The organism is Rhodococcus sp. F64268, assembly GCF_023015605.1.
Taxonomy (GTDB): Bacteria; Actinomycetota; Actinomycetes; order Mycobacteriales; family Mycobacteriaceae; genus Rhodococcus.
Genome location: NZ_JALKAI010000004.1, coordinates 794,811 through 812,579, shown reverse-complemented (window position 1 = coordinate 812,579; position 17,769 = coordinate 794,811). Strand labels below are relative to the sequence as shown.

The window sequence follows — 17,769 nt, the reverse complement described above, 5'->3', positions numbered from 1 at the left end:
TCCTCCCACGTCAACCTGCGGCAGAGAGTGTAGCGTTGCGAACCCGCTCGAGCAGGTTGTCGAGAGCCCCGGCCACCGCCCCCGCGCTCTCCGAGAGCACGCGGTGCCCCGCACCGGGGATCCGGACCAACTCGGCTCCGGGTAAGTGTGAGGCGATCATTTCCGAATGGGTGATGGGCACGAACCGATCCGCCGTTCCCGCCGCCACCACGACGGGGACGCCGGTGAGCGCACCGATCGCATCGAATTCGTCGAGCACCGCGAACGCCGCCAGCAGCCGCGACCAGGTGACGACCGATGTCTCGTTCGCCAGCACCATTCCGAGCATGCGAAGCCACGATTCCGCCGGACGGCGACGCCCGAGCATCGTGCACACCGCGCCGCCTGCGCGCTTCGACCGTTCCATGGTTCGTGGCGCGCGCAGTACTGCGCGGTGCAGGAAAGACGCAGCAGGATGCGTCAGGTACCGGCCCACACCGTTTTCGGCGAGCCCGCCGGCGGCAGTCGACACCAACGCAAAACCGACGATCCGGCCCCCGATCGAACCGGGGTGCAGCCGGGCATAGGCCAGCGACACCATGCCGCCCATCGAGTATCCGGCCAGCACCACGGGACCACGCGGCACCAGCGCACGAAGCACCGAGTCGAGGTCGCGCGCCAACTGGTCGAAGGTGAACGACTCGACGTCGCCGATCCCGGAGCGGCCGTGGCCACGCTGGTCGTAGCTCACGGTCCGGATTCCGGGCGCACCCAATCGGTCTCCGACACCGTCCCAGCACGACGAGTCCTGGCAATGGCCGTGGACGAACACGACAGTGAGCGCGGCATCGGCCGGACCATCCACATACGCGACGAGCGGCACACCGTCGTCGGCCGCGACGGTGAACCGGGAAGGTGAATCGGGCATGAACACTCCTTGCAGCGACCTGCCCGATTATTCGTCTCCGCGTTCCCTTCCGTTAACCGCCGCAACCGGATCGTGACTACCCGCAGGGCGTCAGCGCGGTGCGAGGGCCCTCACCATCGGCGTCGGATCGCCGGGCGCGACGAGCAGGATCGCCGGCGTCGTCACCCCCGCCTCCGTGTACCGCTCGATGTGCTCACGGCATGCATCCGGATGCCCGTGCACGATGAGATCGTCGACGACGCTGTCCGGGATCGCGTCGAGCGCGGCCTTACGATCGCCTTCCGCCCACAATCTCCACATGCCTGCGAACTCGTCGGACCGTCCGAGGAATTCGTGGAACGCCCGGTAGACGGGCACGTTCATGTATGCGGCGATCATGCGCCGGCCTATCGCACGGGCGGTATCGGTGTCGTATCCGGGTAGCACGAAGATCCGGGCGACGATCTCCTTACCTTCACCGCCTTCGTGGACGTACGGCGCGACGGTGCGTACGTCGTCCGCCGACAACCAGTTGACGATCGCCCCGTCGGCTTCCCGTCCGGCGAGCCGCAGCATCCCCGGTCGCAGTGCCGCGAGCAACACGGGCGGAACGGGGTCCGCGACCATACCGGCGCGGAACCCGTCGACCGAGAAGGTGTCGTATTGCTGGGTCACCTTGTCACCGGCCAATGCCGACCTCAAGAAACGCAGTGTGTCGCGGGCGCGCTTGTAGGGCTCGTCGAAAGGGATGCCGTTCCATTTCTCGACGATCACGTTCGACGATGTACCGACGCCGAGCACGAACCGGCCCGGAGCAGCGGAAGCCAGGGTCGCAGCCGACATCGCGAGTGTGGCCGGGCCTCGGGTGTAGACGGGAACGATGGCGGTACCGAGTCGCAACGTGGGCGCCCACGCACTTGCGAGTGCGAGCGGTGTGAAAGCGTCGGCCACATTCGCTTCGGACGACCACACGTCGGTGTAACCGAGGTCGGGAAGTTCTTCGATGAGACTCCGCTGATCGGCCAGGGGGATGCCGTCGAGGGGAACGGTCAGCCCCCACCGTCGTGTGGCACGCCCCGTCGCTTCGTTCGCTTGCTCGGTATCCGTCATGGCCGTCACCCTAGAGCACGTTCCCGCGGGTCACACAGCATCCGTATGCTGGGGATTTGTGCGCATTGGTCAGTTGTGGCGGTATCCGGTCAAGTCGTTCGGCGGCGAGCAGCTGACAACGGCGACCATCGAAGCCGACGGCCTTCGCGGCGATCACGTGTGGGCGGTCGTCGACGCCGAGTCCGGAGTCGTGGCGACTGCGAAGAAGTTCCGTCGATTCGGGGTGCTGCTGACGTGCGGTGCGCGTCTGACGGACGACACCGACCCGCGCGACCCGGCATCGCTGGAGCTGACGTTCCCCGACGGCATCGTGATGAGAGGCGACGACCCGGGCGTCGATGAGATGTTGTCGGATCTGACCGGGCATCCGGTGCGGCTCGAAGCCAGAACCCGCTCCTACGATGCCGCTCCCCTGCATGTGGTCACCTCGTCGTCGGTGAATGCGCTGGACACAGGCGATCCGATCGAGGTTGCGGTTCGCCGGTTCCGGCCGACGATCGTCGTCGACACCGAGGGCATGGACGGGTTCGTGGAGAACGACTGGTTAGGTGTTCAGCTCGCGCTCGGTGACGTCGTCATCGAACCGAACAAGCGCACGGATCGGTGCGTGATGGTGACGCTCGATCACCAAGAGATCCCGGCTCGACGCGAGATGCTGCGAACCGTCATGTCGCGCAATCGCGTGCTGACCCGTGAGGGTGGGAAGGAAGCACCGTGCGTCGGCGTGTATGCCCAGGTCAGTGCGCCGGGGGCCATCCACTGCGGCGACCCGGTCGACACAATCTGACGCCGACAACTTTCCTCCGGTTCCACGGGTTTCGACGGGTCGATGACCTGCGGAAACCCGGACTATCGGAGGAAAGTTCCGGACACCGCCGAACCCGAACCCCTGGACATATCGTTTATCGATGCGTATAACGATTATCGATGCATCGATAATCGATATGAACCCCACGAGGCGCGGGAGACGACATGGACACGACCGACACCGGACCGATCACACCGACCGACACATCGAAGAAGGATCGTCGCGACCTGTGGGCGTCGATCGCGGTCTTCGCCCTCACCGGCGGCGTCGTCCTCTTCACCTACGTCACCCGACTTCTCCACGAACTGAACTCCGGGATCGTCACAGCCCGCGTCGAGTTCGACGAGCCTCGGACATTGACCTCGCTCGACGGCGTCGGGATGCAACTGGGGTCACCCTCGACCATCGAGGTATCGACGGGCACACTCTCCCCCGTCACCGTCGGATTCCTCCGCAGCGCAGAGGGACTGCAGACGCTCGGCTATCTGGCCATACTGGCGCTGCTGACGTGGATGGTTGCGCGCTTCGTGCGGGGCCGGTTGTTCGACCGCCTCGCGGTTCGACTCGTCTGGATCGCGTCCGTCACCGGAATCGCCGCGATCCTCGTTCCTCAGATACCCCGAACTCTCGGCACCAATATGCTGCTGCGGGATGTGGAGGCTCGGGAGATGCTCGACTTCGCAGAACTCGGGCCTGAATTCTGGTACGGCTACGTGTTCTGCATGGCTCTCTCGGCGGTGGCCATCGCCCTGCGCATCGGAAGCCGGATGGCCCGCGACAACGAGGGTCTCGTCTGATGCCACCCGAAACAGAGCATGCCGTCCGCTGCCACCTCGACACACTGCTGGCCGACCGAGGTATGACGTTGGCGCAGTTGGCCGACGAGGTGGGGGTGAGCGTCGTGAACCTGTCGGTGTTGAAGAACGGTCGTGCTCGCGCCATCCGGTTCTCCACCCTGACAGCACTGTGCCGAGTTCTGAATTGTTCTGTGGGAGATATTCTCTCGGTCGACTGAGAGTCTGCAAAAAACAGCGATACCCGGGTCCTTGTGGGTCCCGGGTATCGCTGGTGGTCCGGCTGTCAAGCCAGGGGCGCTCCTGTTGCTGCGCGGACCTGCTCTTCGGTCACACCCGGCGCGCACTCACGCAGGGCCAGACCATTGTCTGTCACATCGATGACGGCAAGATTGGTGATGATCCGTTGCACCACACCCTCACCCGTCAACGGAAGCGAACACTTCTCCACGATCTTCGGGTTGCCCTGCTTGTCGGTGTGCTCCATCAACACGATCACCTTGCGGGCACCGTGCACCAGATCCATCGCACCGCCCATACCCTTGACCATCTTGCCCGGCACCATCCAGTTCGCCAGATCACCGGTCTGCGAGACCTCCATGCCACCGAGCACAGCGGTATCGATGTGGCCGCCACGGATCATGCCGAACGACAACGCCGAATCGAAGAACGCCGCACCCGGATTGACCGTCACCGTCTCCTTACCGGCATTGATCAGATCAGGATCGATCTCCTCGTCCGTCGGATACCGGCCCGTGCCAAGGATGCCGTTCTCCGAATGCAACGTCACTCGCACACCCTCGGGCAGATAGTTCGGGATCAGAGTCGGCAAACCGATACCGAGGTTGACGTACTCACCCGGAGACAGTTCCTGCGCGGCACGCGCTGCCATCTCGGTACGCGACCAGCCGAGCGTCTCCACAACAGCAGTCATGCTCAGGCCACCTTTCCGGCGCTGACGGTGCGCTTCTCGATCTGCTTGTCCTGGATGCCGGTGTGCACGATGCGATCGACGAACACACCCGGCAGATGCACCTGCCCCGGATCGATCTCACCCGGCTCGACGAGCTCCTCGACCTGCACGATGCACACCTTGCCCGCCATCGCCGCCAACGGATTGAAGTTCATCGCGGCCTTGTTGAACACCAGATTGCCCTCGGTATCACCGCGCAGCGCGTGCACCAGCGAATAGTCGGCGTTGATCGACTCCTCGAGCACATACCGCTTGCCGCGGAACTCGCGGATCTCCTTNGCCGGCGACGCGATCTCCACCGAACCATCGGCGGCGTACCGCCACGGCAACCCGCCCTCGGAGATCGGGGTACCCACACCCGCGGGGGTGAAGAACGCCGGAATCCCGGCGCCACCGGCGCGGAGCTTCTCCGCGAGGGTGCCCTGCGGTGTCAGCTCCACTTCGAGCTCACCGGAAAGATACTGGCGTGCGAATTCCTTGTTCTCACCGACGTACGACGCGGTGACCCGACGGATCCGCTTCTCACCGAGAAGAATCCCGAGTCCGTGCCCGTCGACACCGCAATTGTTGGAGAACACCTCGAAGTCGGTGGCGTCGCCCGCAGCAATCGCCTTGATCAACTCGTCGGGGATACCCGACAGACCGAACCCGCCGACGGCGAGCGAGGCACCCGAGGGGATATCGGCGACCGCGTCGGCCGCCGTAGCGAAAACCTTGCTCACTTGCTGTCCCCTGTGGCGGGCAGAATGCGGTTGCGCACCTCACCGAAACCGATACGCGAGCCGTTCGGTCCGGGAGCGGTAGCGGAGATGGCGATTTCGTCGCCGTCCTCGAGGAAGGTGCGAGTCTCGTCACCGACCTGGACGGGTTCTGCTCCGCCCCAGGTGAGTTCGATGAACGCACCGCGCTGATCCTTCTCCGTGCCGGAGATCGTGCCGGAACCGAACAGGTCGCCGGTGCGGGTCGCGGCACCGTTGACCGCGGTGTGCGCCAGCATCTGCGCGGGCGACCAGTACATCTGGGCATACGGTGGACGCGACACGACCTGCCCGTTCCATTCGACCGCGAGATCGATGTCCAGTCCCCACTTCTCGTCGCCCTTCAGGTATGGCAACGGTTCGGGGTCCTGAACCGGGGTGTCGATGCGCGCGGCCTCGAGCGCGGCGATCGGCACGACCCACGGTGAGATCGACGTTGCGAACGACTTGCCGAGGTTCGGTCCGAGCGGCACGTACTCCCAGGCCTGGATGTCGCGGGCCGACCAGTCGTTGAGTATCACGGCGCCGAAGCAGTGATCAGCGAACTCGTCGGGAGTGATCTGCTCCCCCATCTTCGACCCCGCGCCGACGATGAAGCCCATCTCGGCCTCGATGTCGAGCCGGATCGACGGGCCGTACACGGGCGCTTCGTCGTTCGGTCCCTTGCGCTGGCCGCACGGACGGACGATGTCGACACCCGAGGTGACGACGGTCGACGAGCGGCCGTGGTAACCGACGGGCAGGTGCTTCCAGTTCGGCATGAGCGGGTCAGGATTCTGGGGACGGAACAACCGGCCCAGGTTCGATGCGTGGTTCTCCGACGCATAGAAGTCGACGTAGTCGGCGACCTCGATCGGCATGTGCAGCGTGACGTCGGCAATCGGGAAGACGGCGTCGTCGGCAATATCGCCGGCGATCGTCTGCTTGATGGTGGCGCGCACCTCGTCCCAGCGCGCACGGCCCTGCGCCATGAAGGCGTTGAGGGTCGGCTCGGCGAAGACCACGTCGTCTTCGAACACGCGACTCAGGTCGAGAACCGAATCACCCACGCGCACACCGACACGCGGCTCCGAATCAGCGGTGGAGAAGATGCCGTAGGGCAGGTTGTCGGGTCCGAAGAGCGAGTCGTCCGGGATTGCAATGGTGGTCATTCGTGCGTTCCTTCGCTGATCGGGGATACGGTCGACGGTGCGAGGCCGAGGTCGAGCAGGTCGGTGAGCGGGTCGGCGATGCTGCAGGTGCCGTACGAGCGGAACCGGCTGCGCACCTCGGTGGCGCGCTCGTCGGACAGCTCTTTCAGGCGCGACGCGAGCGCCGCACCGTCACGGTCGGCGAGCACCTCGGCGATGGCGGCGTTGTCTCCGCCGTCCAGCGCCACGGCGACCGCAGCAAGGATGTTCAGGAAGCCGTGCTGTTCGAAACCGGTTTCAGGGTCGGTGTTGCGCACCGCGTGATGCAGTCCCGCGGTGGCCTTGAACGGCACACCCGAGGCCACAACCGTGCGGATCGCGTCGGCCAATTCCGCTTCGTCCGGGTATGCCTCGGCAACGATGCCTCCGGTACGGAACTTCGCCGAGTACGGCGTCTGCGCGAGACGTGCCAGGATCTCCGGGCGACGGTCGTCGCGGGGCACCTCGACGAAGATGTCGCGTTCCGTCTCGGTCGAGGAGATCTCACCGAGCGCGGCGAACAGTTCGTCGACCGTCTGCTCTGCGGGAACGGCGATCTCGAGGGCAGTGACGGACACCGAATCGAGTGTCGCTGCCTTCGCCAGTGCGGGTGCAACCGCGGCGGTGCCTGCTGGCACCGTCAGGCTCAGCTCGAGCTCACCGCTGTACGGCGTCTGGGCGAGCAATTCGGCGAGCTCGCCGAGACGGCCGGCGGGGAAGACGAACGAGCCGACGAGCGGCGCGTGATCGGCGGCGGTGTGGACGGCATGTGCGGGTACCGCATCCGCGATCGGCGCATTGCCCGGCGGGAAGAGTGCGGCGTCGTCGCACAGATTCGTGAGCAGAGGTCCGAAAGTTGTCACTTGGATGCCTCCCGATTGCGGTTCCAGCTGCCCGCGTAGGTGGTGTCCTCGCATGCGAGAGCACCTTCACCGAGCTCGAGCGGGCGGAAAGTGTCGACCATGACGGCGAGTTCGTCGAAGAACTCGGCGCCGATGCTGCGTTCGTACGCGCCGGGCTGCGGTCCGTGAGCGTGGCCACCGGGATGCACCGAGATGGAGCCCTGTCCGATACCCGAACCCTTGCGGGCTTCGTAGTCGCCACCCACGTAGAACATGACCTCGTCCGAGTCGACGTTCGAGTGGTAGTAGGGCACCGGAATCGACAGCGGGTGGTAATCCACCTTGCGCGGCACGAAGTTGCAGATGACGAAGTTGTGGCCCTCGAACGACTGGTGCGCCGGCGGCGGCTGGTGCACGCGACCGGTGATGGGCTCGTAGTCGTGGATCGAGAACGTGTACGGGTACAGGCAGCCGTCCCATCCGACGACGTCGAACGGATGGTTCGGCATGAGGTAGCGGGTACCGACGATGCCGTGGGAGGTGCGGTGCTTGACGAGCACCTCGACATTCTCCCCCTCGACGATCAGCGGCGCAGTGGGACCGTGCAGGTCGCGTTCGCAGAAGGGCGCGTTCTCGAGGAACTGGCCGAACTTCGACAGGTAACGCTTCGGGGGCACGATGTGGCTGTTCGCCTCGATCGTGTAGGCACGCAGCGGTTCGTCGCCTGTCGGTACCCAGCGGTGCGTGGTGGCCATGGGCAGCAGCACGTAGTCGCCGGGCTTGGCTTCGAGAGTCCCGAATACGGTCTCGACGTTCGCGGTGCCCGACTCGACGTAGACCATCTCGTCACCCACCACATTGCGGTACAGCGGCGACGGCTTCTTCGAGACTGCATACGAGATGCGCACGTCGGGGTTGCCGAGGATCATGCGGCGGCCGGTGACGACGTCGGTGTCGTTCCAGACGCTCTCGGGGAACAGATCGTGCAGCTTCAGGTGCCGCGGCTTGAGGGGATGGTTCGGCGTCGTGGCCTGGTCCGGGACCGCCCATTCCGTCGCTTCGACGATCGCCGACGGGATGTACTTGTGGTACAGCAGCGACGAGTCGGACGAGAAGCCTTCCTCACCCATCAACTCCTCGTAGTAGAGGTTGCCGTTGTCGTCGCGGTGCTGGGTGTGACGCTTGGGCGGGATCACGCCGAGCTGTCGGTAGAACGCCATGGTTCAGCTCCTCGAAAAGGTGAATCGGGCTGCGCGGGTTCTGTCGCCGCCGGTATTAGTAAATACATTAACTAACTTGGGAGCGTGAGCGCAACCACAGGATGGAAATTGCCCTGAGTCAGTTGCGTCCGCGTACGTCGAACTGGCTGCGGTTGGTGATGAGTTTGTTCAGCAGCATCACAAGAATCTGCTGCTCGGCGTCGCTGAGAACGTCCACCCACGCGAGTTCACGCTCGTTCTGCGCACCGAACGCGTCGACGATCTCCTTCTCCCCGGCCTCGGTCAGCGACAACTGCACCGAGCGGGCATCGTGACTGACCGGCGTCTTCTCCAAGATACCGGCTTCGACCAGCGGTTTAGCCAGATTCGACACGGCCGCACGACTCATCCCCGTCAGCCTCGCCGCCACGTTCGGCTCGACGGGGCCGGCCAGCCACGTCACGAACATCAGGCGATACGCCGACCACGAGCGCCCTCGGGGACGATGCACGCTCGACTCGAGGTCGTAGGTGACGATGTCCGAGGCCCGGTTCAGCGTGAGCAGCACTTCGGTCGCGCTGCGGTGGTGGTCGCCGAACTTGCTGTTGAGACGTTCCTGCGCGAGTTCGACGAAGGACCAGTAGTCGAGGTCGCGGGGTGCGGACATGCGGTCACAGTACCGCAGACGACGAGATTGTTCACACATTTACCATCTGCGAACAGCGAACGCCGACACCCACGATCGGGTGCCGGCGTTCGTTCGAGAAAGAATCCGACGTCAGTCGGTCGGCAACTCGATTCCCTTGGTCTCCTTGATGAGGAAGACCGCACCCAAGGTGAGCAGCGCCGTGAATACGAAGTACCCGGCCGGAGCCAGCGAGTTCCCGGTGACATCGATCAGCCACGTGGCGATGAACGGCGCGGTGCCACCCAGACACATGTTCGTGACGTTGTTACCGAGCGCGATGCCGCTGTACCGCACCGATGCCTTCAGCATCTCGACGTAGACGACGAAGGACGCTCCGTTGACGATCGACACACAGATGAACAACACCGACTGGCCGAGGACGGCCTGCCACAGGGTTCCGCCCGACATCAGCATGAACATCGGGACACCGAGCACTGCCGCAGCGAGGCTACCCGCGAACAGCACCGGCTTACGTCCGTACTTGTCGGCCATGTAGCCGGAGATCGGCAGCGTGATGACACCGAGTACCAGCGCGAGCGACGTCGAGAGGAACGCGGCCGCGGACGACTGCCCTCCCTCGGTCTGCAGATACGTCGCCGCATACACCGACGCGACGTAATAGCCGCCGACGATGAGCGCCCCGAGCATGATGATCTTGACGACGCTTCCGCCGGAGGTCTTCAGAAGCTCCACGACCGGCAGCTTCTTCGTCTCACCCTTTTCGGCCATCTCCTCGAACTGCGGCGTGTCTTCGAGGTGGTTCCGGATCCAGACGCCGACGACACCGATCACGACGCTGAGCAGGAACGGAATGCGCCAGGCCCACTCGAGGATCTGCTCCTCCGAGAAACTCGACGTGATACCGAGTGCGACGAGCGACGCCACCAGCGACCCGAGGTACGTGCCGGAATTGACCATCGAGGTCTGCGTCGCACGCCACCGTGCAGGTGCGGATTCGGAGACGAACGCGTTGGCGCCCCCGAGCTCACCGCCTGCCGCGAAGCCCTGCAGACAGCGAGCGAGCACGAGCAGGACCGTCGCCCATACGCCGAGTGTGGCGTAGGTGGGCATCAGGCCCATCGCCGCCGTGGCCACCACCATCAGCAGGATAGTCCAGGACAACGCGGTCTTACGGCCGTACTTGTCGCCGATGTGACCGAAGACGATGCCGCCGGGCACCCGCAGGAAGAATGCCACCGCGAAGGCCGCGAACGTCCCCAGCAGGGCGGCAGTCTCGTTCTCCGAGACGAAGAACAGTGTGGCGACCATGGTTGCCATGTAGCCGTAGATACCGAAGTCGTAGTACTCGACGATGGTGCCGACGACCGCCGCGCGGATGACCGTGGCCGTCGACTGTTTCTTCGGTGCAGGGTCTGCGTGCGACGGCCTTTCCGCAGCGGTGGCCGCGTCGGATCCAAGCATGGTGTGTCCTTAGTGGTTCGGGGGGACGGTCGGGCGTCAGACGCCGGCTGTCCCGAGTTCAGACGACGGCGTGGAGCCGACGGAGGACGCCCGTGCCGCGTTGCGGCCTGCGATGCGTCCCATGGTCAATGCATTGGCGACGGCGTTTCCGCCACCCACATAGCGCAGGCCGAGGATTCCGGCTCCCGCTTCTCCGGCCGCATACAGGCCGGAAACGACGTTCCCGATCTTGTCGAGAACTTCGGCGTTCTGATTGATCTCGAGCCCCGCGTGCGTACAGACAAGTTCGGCGGGCAGCATACGCACCGCGTAGAACGGTCCGCGAGCGACGGGGTCGGGGTCGGAGGTCGAGCCCTTGTTCGCAAGGGTCCGGTGACGCAGGAAATCGTCGTCCACACCGTGGGGAAGCTGGGCGTTCCACCGGTCCACCGTCGCCACCAACGCAGCAACGGGCACGTCGATCAGCTCGGCGAGTTCCTCGAGCGTGTCGGCGCGTACAGTACGCCGCGCGTCGGCTTCCGCTGCGATGCGGTCGGCATCCCAGTCCGCGTAACCGGCGGGGAGCTCCGTGCGCGCCTTCTCATCGAAGATCGCCCACACGGGCCCGTCCTGCGCGTCCATCAGGCCGCCGGACACGGCGTACGAGGCATCCTCGTCCATGAACCGGCGACCGGTCTTGTTGACGTAGATCCGCGACTTGGGCGGGAAACCCGCCTGCCAGTGGTGGTAGCGCTGGAAATAGGCGGTGGGCATGGTCAAGCCCCAGTTCTCGCCGACAACCGCGGAATCGACCTGCTCGCCGAACCCGAAGTGATCGCCTCGGCTACCGGGTGCGGCGACGACGAACAACGAATCGCCCGCGGCGAGAGGGTACGGGTAGTACTGCTCGAGCAGCGCAGTGCTCTGAGCGAATCCGCCGGACGCCACGACCACGGAGTGCGCGCGGACCTCGATATCATCCGCGACGACACCGACGACCCGACCGCCCTCGACGAGCAGACGCTGCACCCGGGTGCCGAGGATCGCCTCGACTCCGTGCGAGCGACACGCTCGATCGAGCGTCTGCACAAGTCCGTAACCCTGGTCCTTCGGCACATGGCCGCGCCACACGTCCTCCACACCGGCCTGGCACAGACCCGGCATGTGGGCATTCGACGAGACCCGCGCCGGGATCTCCACACCGAGTTCGAGGAGCCACTCGAGGGTGGGACCGGCGTTGTCGCAGAACGCCCGTACGAGACCGGGGTTGAGAATCCAGTGGTTGAGGTCCATGTAGTGCTGGAAGAACTTGTCGGCAGTGTCCTCGATGCCGAGTCCTGCCTGCACGCTTGTTCCCGCAGCGGTGAAGAGCCCGGCCGACAATTGCGTCGACCCGCCCAGTTCGGTTTCGGATTCGAACAGCAGAACGCTCGCACCGGCTTCGGCAGCGGACACCGCCGCAGCGAGGCCCGCGCCGCCGCCGCCGATCACCACGACGTCGATGGTGTCGTCGCTCATGACAGTTGATCTCCCGTCTCCGCGATGATGCGGTGGTAGAGGCCGTTGGAGGTCATTCCGCCGTCGACGGTGACCTCGCTGCCGGTCATGTACGTGGACCGGTCGGACAGCAGGAACATGACAGCGTCGGTGACCTCGTCGACCGTCGCCATCCGACCGAACGGAACGCTCTCCAGCGCGGCGCCGACGAACGCGTCGGCACCTCCTAGCAGCGACGTTCCGACGAGCCCTGGATGCACCGAGTTCACTCGGATTCCCCACTTCGCGAAGTTGCCTGCGGCCGATTTGGACAGGCCCCGCACTCCCCATTTGCTCGACGAGTAGGCCGGGGAGAAGTAGCCGATCTGCCCGGAAATCGAGGAGACGTTGACGATGGATCCACCTCCGCTGTCGCGCATGAGGGGTGCTACGGCCTTCATCCCGTAGAAGGGACCGAACAGATTGATGCGCATCGTGGCTTCCCAGACATCGTCCGGGGTGTCCATGAACTCGAGCCGCCGCGAGATCCCCGCGTTGTTGACCAGTCCGTCGAGTATGCCCTTGTGTGAACGGATCTCGTCCACCACCCGGGCCCACGATGCCGGGTCGGCGACGTCGAGTGTGTGGGCAGACGCCGAGCCTCCCGCAGTTTCGATATCCTCGACGACCGCTGAGGTATCTGCAACGTCGGCCAGGCACACATGGACACCGCGAGCCGCGAGCACACGGGAGTGGTTGGCACCCATGCCCGCAGCTGCTCCGGTGATGAGGACGACCGACGGGTACGTCACGGTTTCCAGGACCGGATCAAACATGGCGTGAGCCACCGTCGACCGCGATCGAGTGGCCCGTGACGTAGCGGGCGCTGTCGGACAGGAGGAACAGCAGCGGGCCGAAAACCTCTTCCGGCGAGCCCAGACGGTGCAGCGGCACGACGTCGAGTGCGTGCTTCAGCGCTGCCGGATCCTCCTGCACCCAGCGGGTCATCTCGGTGTCGATGTAGCCCGGAGCGATCGAGTTGACACGAATTCCCTTGTCGCCGAACTCGACTGCGAGCGACTCGGTGAGGTGCGCGACGGCAGCCTTCGACGCGCAGTAGGCACCGCGACCCTTGCGCACGCGCAACGCCGACACCGACGACATGTTGACGATCGCGCTGCCCGGCTGCATATGCCGCGCCGCGGCCTGCGCGCCGAAGAGCACACCCTCGACGTTGACGTCGAGCGTTGCTGAGATCTGCTCCTTCGAGATCTCGTCGGCGAGTGCGAACGGGAAGATGCCCGCGTTGTTGATCCAGAAGTCGATCCAGCCGAATTCCTGCAGCGCAACCTGGGCGAGCGCCTCGTGCTCGGCCGGGTCGGTGACGTCGATGCGCGCACCGACCACGATGCCGGGGGTAGCGGCGAGGGACTCGGCTGCGAGTTCGGCGTTGATCTGTTCGGCGGTTTCCTTCATCTGAACGTCGTTGATGTCGCCGCCGACGACGTTGACGCCGCGCGACGCAAGTCCGCGGGCGAACTGCGCGCCCATTCCACGTGCAGCACCGGTGACGACAGCGACCTTGCCTGCCATCTCCGGGTACTGCGCGACGATCTGCGCGGTGACGGTGCGGCCCGGGTTCTGGGTATCAGCGGACATAAGGGAATTCCTCCGTTGGTGCGAATCTTAAAGCGGTGCGGCGACGCGGTGACTCAGGCGTCGTCGCGAGTAACGGTGCGGCGGTGGATCAGCCACGCGCCGTCGAGTTGCACGAGTTGGTCGTCGATCGTGGTGAATCGAACGAGCCGCGATTGTCCGCCGCGCGCGGTGGCGACGATCTGCAGGTACGCCCGGGCACGCAGGGTGTCGTCGTCGACTCGGTCGACGGCCACGTTGGTGACGACATGGCGATGCACCTCGCCGGCCTCGGCAGCCGTGGCGTAGAAGCGGCCGGCGAATGCTTCGAGATCGTCCGTGCCGGAGACAGGTGCCGGGTAGCTCGGCGAGCAGAACTCGCCGTCGGGTGTGAACGTCTCCGCCCACGCCCGCGCCGAGCCACCGTCGATGAGATGGCTCTGCCGTCCGTAGAGCTGGTGGATCTGCGCGAGCAGCGCCGCGTCGACACCGTTGTCAATGCGTGTCATGTAGTGGGAACCCATTCGTATATGTGCGATAATCGCACTCGATGTGCGATTAATGGCAATGCTAGGTGTTACAGTTCACAGACGTCAAGGAGGTACTGGGCAAGATGACCCAAATGCAGGATGTGGCCGCGGCCGTACGAGGTTTCGATGCACCGCGGATCGAACCGGATTCGGGCATGTCGAAGACACTGCACAACGGGTTGGAGATCCTCGAACTGCTGGCATCACACCCGCACGGGTTGTCCGTCAGCGAGATCGCCGAGGGCATCGGTGTCCACCGAACGGTGGCCCATCGGCTGATCCGAACTCTCGAAGCACACAGATTGTGCCGCCGGGACGACCACAAACGGATCTCGCTCGGCGCCGGACTCGTCACACTCTCCGAATCGGTCGAGCAGGATCTCCGTACGCTCGCACGTCCGATCCTCGAGGATCTCGCCGACACCGTGGAGGCCACCGCGCACCTCGTCGTGCGCGAATCAGACACCACAGTTCGCGCGATGATGGTGATCGAACCGCGACGGTCCCAGGTACACATCGCTTTTCGGCCCGGTCAGGTCCATCCCGTCGATCGTGGATCCGCCGGCCTGGCGATCCTGGCATCGCTGCCGCCCGCCCCCAACGAACGCCCCGAGGTCGAGCAGGCTCGCCGACTCGGTTATGCGGTCTCGGCGGGTGAGGTCGTCTCCACCACCATCGGTATCTCCGCCGGCGTACGGGGCCGCCCCGGAGGGGCGCAGGCCGCGGTCGGGGTCTCGGTGTTCACCGCGGCCGACGAGAAGCGGATCGGCGCAGCGGTGGCGGCGGCAGCGAAATCACTCGGGGACATCCTGCGCTGAGCTGTATCCACCATCTGCGATGTCCGACTGTCGGTCGGGCTGCGGGGCACGCGTGCCCCGCATGGCCCAGCGTCACGCCTCCGGATCGCCCTCGGTAACGGCTCGTGCCGGATCGACCAGGCGGCGCATTCCTGCATTGAAAACTGCGGCATCCGGCATGAGGTCTCCGGCAAGCAGGAGCAGACCGGCGCCTTGATCCAGCGCAGCCAGTAGCTTGCCGACATCCGAGACAGCAAGCGTCTCTCCGTCGGGACGGGCCTCCTGAGCAATCGCATCGTAGCGGCCGAGGACTGCCGTGAGGCGCTGATGCAACTGCGGAGCGAGCGCCTCGTCACGGGCGGCGCTGGCGATGAACTCCAGCGTAGCCAGCGCGAAACCCTGCGTTGCCTGCAATGGGTAGCCCTCTCGTTCCGCCAGCTCCATGCCGGTCGAAGCCGGATTGGTCGGCTGTTCGAACGGATTTCTCGAGTCGGCTCCTGCCAGCTCCAGGTTCTGATCCATGACCGCCAGGAACAGGGCGGACTTGCCGTCGAAGTTCGAGTACACGGCGCCTTTCGAGAACCCGGCCTCGCGCGCGATCCGATCCAGACTCGCCGCGTGATAGCCGTCCTCTGCGAACACCTCGCGCGCCGCGAAGATCAGCGCCTCGCGCGTCTGCTGCTGTCGATCCCGCCGAGAGAGTGGGCCGCGAAGTTGTGTCATGCCTCCAAGAGTAGAACGCGGACCACGATTGACATACCAGCAGTATGCCAATACCGTCAGTATTTATATTCCGACGGTATCCGAGGAGCTGTATGAATGCCGACGTCTTGTGCATCACCGGTCTCACGCGACGCTATGGACACATCGCCGCGAACGACGACATCTCACTTCGCATCCGCTCCGGGGAAGTCGTGGGCCTGCTTGGCCACAACGGCGCGGGCAAGACCACGCTGGTCTCCCAGGTGGTCGGTTTGCTGAAACCCGACGCCGGCGAGATCCGGGTGGGACACACCGACGCTGTGAAGAATCCGGGCGCCGCACGCAGGCATGTGGCCCTGCAACCGCAAGCACAAGCACCCATCGACGGACTCACCCCGCGTTCGGCGATCGAAATCGCAGGCCGCATCCGCGGGCTCTCATCCCGCGATGCCCGTACGGTCGCCACCGACCTGGCCGAGGAGCTCGATATCGGCCCCTGGCTGGACCAGCGTGCCCTGCCCGAGGGTGGCGGCCTGTCCGGCGGGATCCGGCGACTGACGGGTTTCGCCATGGCCGTGGCGAAACCCACCCCGCTCCTCATTCTGGATGAACCCACCAATGACATCGACGCGTCCCGGCGGCGCCTGCTCTGGGATGCAGTGCGCCGCCGCGGCGATCTTGGCAGCGGCGTACTGCTGGTCACTCACAACGTCGCCGAGGCCGAGCGGATCGTGGACGAGCTGGTCATCCTCGATCGAGGCCGGCTGGTCGCCGACGGATCGCCCGGGCGTCTGCGGGGAACCCAGGACAGCGACCTGCGCCTGGAACTGCAGCTGACTCCTGACGGAGCGGACCCGACCGAGAAGGACCTGCCCCTGCCGGTGCTGCGCCGGGTCAGAACCGGACGGCGCACACTGCTCACCGTTGCTGCAGACGAGGCGGCGAATGCCGTCGCATGGGCCACCGCCCAACGCGCCAACGACCGGATCGAGGGTTTCTCGCTCGCGCCGGCGACACTCGAGGACGCGTACCTGGCCCTCACAGCACAACCTGGCCGTGCGACCGACACCATCCCCAATGCCACACCGACCGGCCAGGAGGCAACCGATGCATGAGACAACCGCCGCCCCAACGATAGCCCCCGACCTGCAACTCGGGCCGATCGCTCCGGTCCAGGTGAGCCTGTGGAACAGTTTTCGCACCATGATGCGCTGGTCACTGGCATCGATCGGAGCGATGTTGCCGCTCATCGTCATCATCCAATCCATGCTTGCCGCCGGGATCGTCGTCGGGTTCGGCTTCCTGATTCCCGACATCTCTCCCGACAGCGCACTTTTCCTGTCCTCCGGCGCGCCGACGATTCTGCTGCTGACCATCGGTCTGGTCATCGTTCCGCAGGGAGTCTCCCGCGCCAGGGCTACCGGCGCGCTGGACTATCAGCGCGCACTACCGGTTTCGCGGCCGCTGCTACTGATTGTCGACCTCGCGGTGTGGACGCTCATCGCGCTGCCCGGGGTAGCGATCGGGCTCCTCGTAGCGGCAGTGCGCTACGACCTGACCTTCTCCTTCGACTGGCCGTTGCTCATCCTGGCCTCGCTGTTGGTGACGACGATGGCCACCGCCGTGGGGTACGCGATCGCGGTGACCTTGCCTTCGATGCTGGCTCAACTCGTTTCACAGGTGCTGGTGTTCTTCGTCCTGCTGTTCTCGCCGATCACATTCCCGGCAAGCCGGCTGCCGGACTGGTTCCAAACGTTGCACGTCATCTTGCCCATCCAGCCCGCAGCAGATCTCTTGCGGGCCGGGATCGCGTCCGAAGTCTTCACGGCCGAGGGACGCGACCTCCTTGTTCTGACGCTTTGGACGGCGCTCGGCCTGCTGGTCACGACGCGTGCGCTGGTGCGACGGAAGTGAACTGCGCCATACGCACACCGGCTTGCGGGCTTCTGCGCAGTGCCGTAGCAACGTAACGGCACGAAGCGGGTACGCCGCCCTATCGCG

Annotated in this window: 20 protein-coding genes; 6 read left to right on the top strand and 14 right to left on the bottom strand. The window is 65.1% G+C overall.

The genetic code is table 11. The features are described 5' to 3' along the window. Positions 1 to 10 precede the first annotated feature (10 nt). Positions 11 to 907 carry an alpha/beta fold hydrolase gene (locus tag MWU77_RS14235; protein WP_169690794.1) on the bottom strand — a complete coding sequence of 299 codons (897 nt, stop codon included), beginning with the start codon at positions 905 to 907 and terminating at the stop codon, positions 11 to 13. 90 nt (positions 908 to 997) lie between these two features. Beyond that, positions 998 to 1,996 (bottom strand): LLM class F420-dependent oxidoreductase, encoded by a 999-nt coding sequence (locus MWU77_RS14230; RefSeq protein WP_247274027.1) that lies wholly within the window; start codon positions 1,994 to 1,996, stop codon positions 998 to 1,000. 58 nt (positions 1,997 to 2,054) lie between these two features. On the opposite strand from MWU77_RS14230, the gene MWU77_RS14225 reads away from it, so the two are divergent. The 3 genes from MWU77_RS14225 to MWU77_RS14215 all read left to right on the top strand — a co-directional run bounded on the left by MWU77_RS14225 (position 2,055) and on the right by MWU77_RS14215 (position 3,819). Then, entirely contained in the window at positions 2,055 to 2,783 is a 729-nt protein-coding gene (locus tag MWU77_RS14225; protein WP_169690792.1) for an MOSC domain-containing protein, read from the top strand. 185 nt (positions 2,784 to 2,968) lie between these two features. After that, positions 2,969 to 3,601: a hypothetical protein gene (locus MWU77_RS14220; RefSeq protein ID WP_247274026.1), complete on the top strand. Its 633-nt coding sequence runs from the start codon at positions 2,969 to 2,971 to the stop codon at positions 3,599 to 3,601. After that, the gene (locus MWU77_RS14215; protein ID WP_169690790.1) at positions 3,601 to 3,819 is read left to right on the top strand and encodes a helix-turn-helix transcriptional regulator; all 219 of its coding nucleotides are present in this window, start codon (positions 3,601 to 3,603) and stop codon (positions 3,817 to 3,819) included. The genes MWU77_RS14220 and MWU77_RS14215 overlap by 1 nt, the downstream gene beginning before the upstream one ends. A 65-nt stretch (positions 3,820 to 3,884) precedes the next feature. Here MWU77_RS14215 and MWU77_RS14210 read toward each other — a convergent pair whose 3' ends face one another. From MWU77_RS14210 to MWU77_RS14160, 11 genes are all read right to left on the bottom strand, one after another. Further along, a complete protein-coding gene (locus MWU77_RS14210) occupies positions 3,885 to 4,532 on the bottom strand; it encodes a CoA transferase subunit B (RefSeq protein WP_247274025.1) in 648 nt (215 codons plus the stop codon). 2 nt (positions 4,533 to 4,534) lie between these two features. Further along, positions 4,535 to 5,293, bottom strand: a complete 759-nt coding sequence (locus tag MWU77_RS14205; protein WP_247274024.1) for a CoA transferase subunit A — start codon at positions 5,291 to 5,293, stop codon at positions 4,535 to 4,537. Next, the gene (gene fahA, locus MWU77_RS14200) at positions 5,290 to 6,480 is read right to left on the bottom strand and encodes a fumarylacetoacetase (RefSeq protein ID WP_169690918.1); all 1,191 of its coding nucleotides are present in this window, start codon (positions 6,478 to 6,480) and stop codon (positions 5,290 to 5,292) included. The genes MWU77_RS14205 and fahA overlap by 4 nt, the downstream gene beginning before the upstream one ends. Next, positions 6,477 to 7,415, bottom strand: a complete 939-nt coding sequence (locus MWU77_RS14195) for a hypothetical protein (protein WP_281499327.1) — start codon at positions 7,413 to 7,415, stop codon at positions 6,477 to 6,479. The genes fahA and MWU77_RS14195 overlap by 4 nt, the downstream gene beginning before the upstream one ends. Further along, positions 7,358 to 8,560, bottom strand: coding sequence for a homogentisate 1,2-dioxygenase (locus MWU77_RS14190; RefSeq protein ID WP_169690916.1), 1,203 nt, complete (start codon positions 8,558 to 8,560; stop codon positions 7,358 to 7,360). Before MWU77_RS14190 ends, MWU77_RS14195 begins: the two co-directional genes overlap by 58 nt. A 118-nt stretch (positions 8,561 to 8,678) precedes the next feature. Continuing rightward, positions 8,679 to 9,206: a MarR family winged helix-turn-helix transcriptional regulator gene (locus MWU77_RS14185; protein ID WP_169690915.1), complete on the bottom strand. Its 528-nt coding sequence runs from the start codon at positions 9,204 to 9,206 to the stop codon at positions 8,679 to 8,681. A 111-nt stretch (positions 9,207 to 9,317) separates the two neighbouring features. Continuing rightward, positions 9,318 to 10,649, bottom strand: a complete 1,332-nt coding sequence (locus MWU77_RS14180; RefSeq protein WP_169690914.1) for an MFS transporter — start codon at positions 10,647 to 10,649, stop codon at positions 9,318 to 9,320. A 36-nt stretch (positions 10,650 to 10,685) separates the two neighbouring features. After that, positions 10,686 to 12,146 (bottom strand): FAD-dependent oxidoreductase, encoded by a 1,461-nt coding sequence (locus MWU77_RS14175; protein ID WP_247274022.1) that lies wholly within the window; start codon positions 12,144 to 12,146, stop codon positions 10,686 to 10,688. Beyond that, entirely contained in the window at positions 12,143 to 12,940 is a 798-nt protein-coding gene (locus tag MWU77_RS14170) for an SDR family NAD(P)-dependent oxidoreductase (RefSeq protein WP_247274021.1), read from the bottom strand. The genes MWU77_RS14175 and MWU77_RS14170 overlap by 4 nt, the downstream gene beginning before the upstream one ends. Next, entirely contained in the window at positions 12,933 to 13,763 is an 831-nt protein-coding gene (locus tag MWU77_RS14165; RefSeq protein ID WP_169690911.1) for an SDR family NAD(P)-dependent oxidoreductase, read from the bottom strand. The genes MWU77_RS14170 and MWU77_RS14165 overlap by 8 nt, the downstream gene beginning before the upstream one ends. A 53-nt stretch (positions 13,764 to 13,816) precedes the next feature. Next, positions 13,817 to 14,248 (bottom strand): nuclear transport factor 2 family protein, encoded by a 432-nt coding sequence (locus tag MWU77_RS14160; protein ID WP_169690910.1) that lies wholly within the window; start codon positions 14,246 to 14,248, stop codon positions 13,817 to 13,819. Positions 14,249 to 14,424: 176 nt separating this feature from the next. On the opposite strand from MWU77_RS14160, the gene MWU77_RS14155 reads away from it, so the two are divergent. Next, on the top strand, positions 14,425 to 15,087 hold the full coding sequence (locus MWU77_RS14155) for an IclR family transcriptional regulator (RefSeq protein ID WP_206040583.1): 663 nt from the start codon (positions 14,425 to 14,427) through the stop codon (positions 15,085 to 15,087). Between the two features lie 72 nt (positions 15,088 to 15,159). Here the strand turns inward: MWU77_RS14155 and MWU77_RS14150 are convergent, their stop codons facing one another. Further along, positions 15,160 to 15,789: a TetR/AcrR family transcriptional regulator gene (locus MWU77_RS14150; protein WP_169690908.1), complete on the bottom strand. Its 630-nt coding sequence runs from the start codon at positions 15,787 to 15,789 to the stop codon at positions 15,160 to 15,162. Between the two features lie 92 nt (positions 15,790 to 15,881). Here MWU77_RS14150 and MWU77_RS14145 point away from each other — a divergent pair, with 92 nt between their 5' ends. Then, complete coding sequence (locus tag MWU77_RS14145; protein ID WP_247274020.1) at positions 15,882 to 16,883, top strand: ABC transporter ATP-binding protein; 1,002 nt, start codon at positions 15,882 to 15,884, stop codon at positions 16,881 to 16,883. A 121-nt stretch (positions 16,884 to 17,004) separates the two neighbouring features. Beyond that, positions 17,005 to 17,682: an ABC transporter permease gene (locus tag MWU77_RS14140; RefSeq protein ID WP_247274019.1), complete on the top strand. Its 678-nt coding sequence runs from the start codon at positions 17,005 to 17,007 to the stop codon at positions 17,680 to 17,682. Positions 17,683 to 17,769 lie beyond the last annotated feature (87 nt).